A 4,579-nucleotide genomic window follows, 5' to 3' on the forward strand; every position below is an offset into this window, starting at 1 on the left:
GTTGATCCGGATAATGGGCCTCTGGTGGCCGCCTTGCGTGGGCACATGAAGAATTTTGACTTTGATTCCTATGCAGAACTCCTCGAGCGAGTTGGCCATGAGTCGAATTGAGCGGGATCAGGACATTGTTCTGCTGGTCGATGACTCGCCGGAGTCCCTTGGGTTTCTGACTACGGCGCTGGAAGCGGCTGGGGTGACCGTGCTGGTGGCGCGCAGCGGTGAGGCGGCGCTTGGTATCGTAGGGCGCGTCGTGCCCGACGTGGTGCTGATGGATGCCGTGATGCCCGGGCTCGATGGTTTTGAGACCTGCCGGCGGCTGAAGGCCATGGCGCCGTTGACGCATGTGCCCGTGATTTTCATGACGGGGCTGACCGAGACCGAGCACATTGTGCACGCGCTGGAGAGCGGTGGGGTCGACTATCTCTCAAAGCCGATAAATGTCGACGAGTTGCGGGCGCGGATCCGGGTGCACCTTGCCAATGCGCGGCGGGCGCAGAGTGCGCGCATTGCGCTTGATGCGGCGGGACGGCATCTGGTGGCGTTTGGGGCCGATGCGGCAGTGTTGTGGTCGACGCCACAGGCCAACAAGCTGCTGGAACGCTCCGGCATGGATGTGGATCGTCAGGCTGAAATGTCCGGCGGCTTTGCCCGCTGGCGGCTCGACCATGGCGATGCGGCGCCGGGCAGCGGGTTCGATGTGAATCTGCCGGGTGCTCCGGGGCTGCAATTCGCCTTTCTCGGCGTGGTCGGCGGCGACGAATATCTTTTCCGCCTCACCGGCGCGCAGGAGGAGGGGCAGGAGGATAATCTCCGCCAACATTTTGGGCTGACACAGCGCGAAAGCGAAGTGTTGCTCTGGATTGCCCGCGGCAAATCCAATCGCGATATCGGCGATATTCTCGGGCTCAGCCCGCGCACGGTGAACAAGCACCTCGAGCAGGTCTATGCTAAGCTTGGCGTTGAAAACCGCGCCTCGGCGGCTATCAAGGCGGTGCAGGCCCTGCAGGTCACGTTTTAGGCACTTCGTGCATCTGTCCTGCGGGCTGGGTGCCGCAGAGCGAGGTTTTCGCCGATCAGAGCGCGGTGCCCTCTAACGGCCCCGTCGCTTCTGTTTGAGTTTGGCTCTATGCAGGGCGCGAATACGCTCCTGTTCTTCTTTGCTTCTTCTTTTTCGCTCACCCTTTCGTTCCAGCTTCCGTTCGGCAAGGGCGGCCTTTATCGCTTGCGCGGCTTTGTCGCTGAAGCCGACATTTTCGGCTTTGGCTGTCATGCGCTTCGGGTTTGTCCGCCTGGATGCCGGCATTGCGGCGTGCTGGGGCTGGTCAAAAAAGCAAAGCCGTTGAAGGTCGCGGTCCACCCATATAAGCAATTCTGCATTGGTCGGCTCGGGACCGAAGCGGTGGCGGGCCACTGCAATGCTGCCTTCTGCGTGGCGCTCGATCTCGGCAACCCAGAACTGGCCATCGAAAAAGACGGATGTGATTGTTCTGCTCGACATTTCTCTACCCTCTGAACACACGTCATCGTGTGTCGAGGGTCGAGCCAATGGGTGACACGACTGAACCCCAATGGGGCGCCCGGACTTACCCGACCGGGCCGTCTTTTTCCGACGGCTTCGATGTAGTCGAGATCGAGTGTCGTGTCATCTGCCGATAGGCCCCGGTCCGTCATTTTTGCTCAGGGCTTTCCCGTAGCCCGGGACATGAAACGCGCCTAGTGCGCATGAAACGCATATTATCGCGCCCTGCAATTGCCCCAAGGCGCGGCCTCGGGCTTCCTCGTGCCTGTCGAAACCGACATGTTTTCAAGGGAGTAACGAGTATGAAGACCGCAATCGCACTTTCCGTCGTGGCAGCCATGGCGATGACTTCGGGCGCTCATGCCGGTGGGTTCTTTGCCAAGCGCACCAACAATGTCCTCAGCAATATCACCGGCATTGTTACCTCGGTGACCGATGTCGTCGATGTGGGCAATGTCAACGTGCTCAACGGCAATACCGTTGCCGTGGGCAATAACAGCAGCATCCTCTCCGGCATCGGGATTCTGAGCGGCAACAACACCGCCAATGGCACGTCCATTCTCAATGGTGTGCTGAACGGCAACGGCATTCTGGGCATTGGTGGCCAGAACCAGACCAAGAAGAACGGCTGGTAAAGCATCTGGCACGGAGGCTGACCTCCTGCCCGTGCCAGATGTGAGGCCCGCGCCGGTGTCCCCCACCCCGGCGCGGGTCGCCATTTGTTTTGGGGTGGGGCAAAGTTTCAGGAGGAGGCGGTGGTTTGGCGCCAGAGGGTGAGGGAGTGCCGCTCGCCCTCATCGGGTGTCAGCCGCACTTCTTCGAGCCGGATTTCCTTGCCCTCGAGCCCCGTGGCCTCGCGAAAACTCGGTTCGACGAGACACACGCGGGTGCCGGCGATGGTGTGGATGGTGTTGGTGACGACTGCACAGAAGTCGCGGCCATTTTCGACAAAGGGGATGGTGATCTTCAGGCTGACCACGCCGGAGGGACGGGCCAGCAATTCGCAGAAGCGGGCATAGGCCGGAGCGAAGGCGGGATTCCTGATCGGGTCCAGCACCCAACTGAAACGATCGACTTGTCCGGGCGATAGCTTCAGCGGTTTGCTGCGGGCGATGATCGCCTGGGTGGCGTCGACCAGAAGCAGGTTCTGATGGGATTGCTCGACGAAGTAGCGTAGCGCGATCAGCGGGTCTGCCTCGGGTCCCCAGATCAGGCGGCGGATGGCTTCGATATTGTGAGGGCGGGGCGTGTCGCGGCCGCTTTCCCAACGACTGACCTGGCTTTGGGTGACGCCAAGGGTCTGCGCGACCGCATCCTGTTGCAGCCGGGCCTGAATGCGCCAGTTTCGCAGGGCGGTGCAAAGTTCGTTTGGGTTGGGCATCGGCAGCTCCTTCCGGTGCTGCCAAAATCCCGGAGTGCCCGGCAAGATCATAGTTAAGCGACTACTTACGGAGCGCCCTACCTGCGTTAAGCCTTAATCTCAACGCTGCCGGGCACGTGGAACTACGGATACGGTACGTGGAATATTGGTTACCGAAGCATGACCAATTTTGACCTGCGGTTTTCCGGAGGTTGAGATGCGGCGGCTAAGCGGTGTTTTGGTCTGGGGCTTCTGCGCGGTGCCCGTTCTTGGCGAGCAGCCATTTGCGCTGCGAAGTTCGGTCGAGACGGGCTGGACCAGTAATGCCACCGAAAGTGAGAACGGGCCGGCGGACTTTTTTGTCGAGCATGAGCACGAACTGTCTGCGACGGCCGTTTTGGGGGCGATGTCGCTGCGGGGGACGCTGCTGTTTGAGCAGACGCGGTTTGCGACGATCTCCGAAGAGGATGACATGTCGGCCGCGGTAGGGCTTGAGGCGGCGCTCCAATTGGATGCGGGCATGGTGTTGCGGGCGGGTTATGCGGTGACGCGCGACTGGACCGGAGAGGCGCTCGGGGGCGGCGCCATTCGCATCGGCGTGGCCAGCGGTGCGGTGACGCATGAGGCGCTGCTTGGGTTGACCGTTCTCGGGAATGACCAGCAGGTTTCGGTGCTGGTGGATGGTGCGTGGCGCTATCCCGAGGACTCCGTCATTTCGGGCTTGCCGGTTGAGATTCCGCCGGTTCGGCTCGATCCAGAGGTAGCCAACGTTGGCGTCGCGGTGGACTGGGAGAAGGTGGTAGCCGGCAATTTCGCGGCGCTGGGGCGGCTGAAGGGGGAGTTTTCCGCCGTGCCGGAGCTTGATCAACTGCTCTATGCGCGGTTTCCGGGGACAGCGATGACGGCGGCGGGTGGTGCGAGGGTCAGAGACGGCGGCTTTCTCGTCGAGGTTTTGGCGGGTGCCACCATGGTCTGGCCGCTGATCGATCCCGGGCTGCGCAAGGTCCTGCCGTATTTCGCCATGCAATCGGAACTGGCGCTGGACGAACGCTGGGTGGTGACGGGGCGGGCCGAGAAGCGGGTGGAGATGGATGAGCCGCTCGATCCCATCGCCAGCGAAGTCGCCGAACTCGAGCTTGGGGCGCGTTATGCGTTGACCGAGGCGCTGTCGGTTTCGGCAAGCTATGCCCATAGCGAAGAGAGCGGTGCTTTCGATCTGGCGCAGTCGCGATGGGTCGACACGGCGGGGCTGCGGCTCGACTATGTGGCGATGGAACGGGTGCGTGTGTCTCTCTCGGCCCTGCGGAAATGGGTGCGAGAGGACGACGCGACCTACAGTGTCGATCGCTTTGCAGTGGCGCTTAAGACGCAGTTTTAGGCGGCGATGTGAACGGCGCGGGGGGAACCCGGCGCATCATGGGTCGTTGTGCAGGCAAGCCTTCGAATCCGAGGGCGAGCCACGCGGCGATCCCCAGGGATAAGCCCGATAAGTCGGCGGTGGCAGGAAGGCTGACGCTCCTTTGCTGTAACCCCGATGGGGCGCGGAACTTCGGTTCCGCGCCTTTTTCTTTTCTAATTGAGATCAGGCAGTTCTTTGTATTAATCGAAAATGCAAAGTATTAACCAGAATGGTTTTGGTGATTTTCGTTGCTGCAACTTAAATCGTCCCCACTCGTCACTTCTTTGCGGCAATTCGTCGC

The 4,579-nt window shown here is 61.2% G+C and carries 5 protein-coding genes; 3 read left to right on the forward strand and 2 right to left on the reverse strand.

All coding sequences use genetic code 11. The features are described 5' to 3' along the window. The first annotated feature begins 97 nt into the window (after positions 1–97). Entirely contained in the window at positions 98–1,018 is a 921-nt protein-coding gene (locus tag J0I64_RS00915; protein ID WP_291405521.1) for a DNA-binding response regulator, read from the forward strand. A gap of 72 nt (positions 1,019–1,090) precedes the next feature. Here J0I64_RS00915 and J0I64_RS22585 read toward each other — a convergent pair whose 3' ends face one another. Further along, positions 1,091–1,498: a YjdF family protein gene (locus J0I64_RS22585; protein ID WP_366933665.1), complete on the reverse strand. Its 408-nt coding sequence runs from the start codon at positions 1,496–1,498 to the stop codon at positions 1,091–1,093. A gap of 323 nt (positions 1,499–1,821) precedes the next feature. On the opposite strand from J0I64_RS22585, the gene J0I64_RS00925 reads away from it, so the two are divergent. Then, entirely contained in the window at positions 1,822–2,154 is a 333-nt protein-coding gene (locus tag J0I64_RS00925; protein ID WP_291405525.1) for a hypothetical protein, read from the forward strand. Positions 2,155–2,261: 107 nt separating this feature from the next. Here the strand turns inward: J0I64_RS00925 and J0I64_RS00930 are convergent, their stop codons facing one another. Beyond that, complete coding sequence (locus tag J0I64_RS00930; RefSeq protein ID WP_291405527.1) at positions 2,262–2,900, reverse strand: helix-turn-helix domain-containing protein; 639 nt, start codon at positions 2,898–2,900, stop codon at positions 2,262–2,264. A gap of 196 nt (positions 2,901–3,096) precedes the next feature. On the opposite strand from J0I64_RS00930, the gene J0I64_RS00935 reads away from it, so the two are divergent. Further along, positions 3,097–4,257, forward strand: coding sequence for a hypothetical protein (locus tag J0I64_RS00935; RefSeq protein WP_291405529.1), 1,161 nt, complete (start codon positions 3,097–3,099; stop codon positions 4,255–4,257). Positions 4,258–4,579: the final 322 nt, after the last annotated feature.

The sequence above is a fragment of the Devosia sp. genome, assembly GCF_017307565.1.
Lineage (GTDB): Bacteria > Pseudomonadota > Alphaproteobacteria > Rhizobiales > Devosiaceae > Devosia.

Bases quoted from the DNA above. Each gene is read 5' to 3' on its own strand.
- J0I64_RS00915 (WP_291405521.1), top strand. From the start codon at position 98: ATGAGTCGAATTGAGCGGGATCAGGACATTGTTCTGCTGGTCGATGAC.
- J0I64_RS22585 (WP_366933665.1), bottom strand. From the start codon at position 1,498: ATGTCGAGCAGAACAATCACATCCGTCTTTTTCGATGGCCAGTTCTGG.
- J0I64_RS00925 (WP_291405525.1), top strand. From the start codon at position 1,822: ATGAAGACCGCAATCGCACTTTCCGTCGTGGCAGCCATGGCGATGACT.
- J0I64_RS00930 (WP_291405527.1), bottom strand. From the start codon at position 2,900: ATGCCCAACCCAAACGAACTTTGCACCGCCCTGCGAAACTGGCGCATT.
- J0I64_RS00935 (WP_291405529.1), top strand. From the start codon at position 3,097: ATGCGGCGGCTAAGCGGTGTTTTGGTCTGGGGCTTCTGCGCGGTGCCC.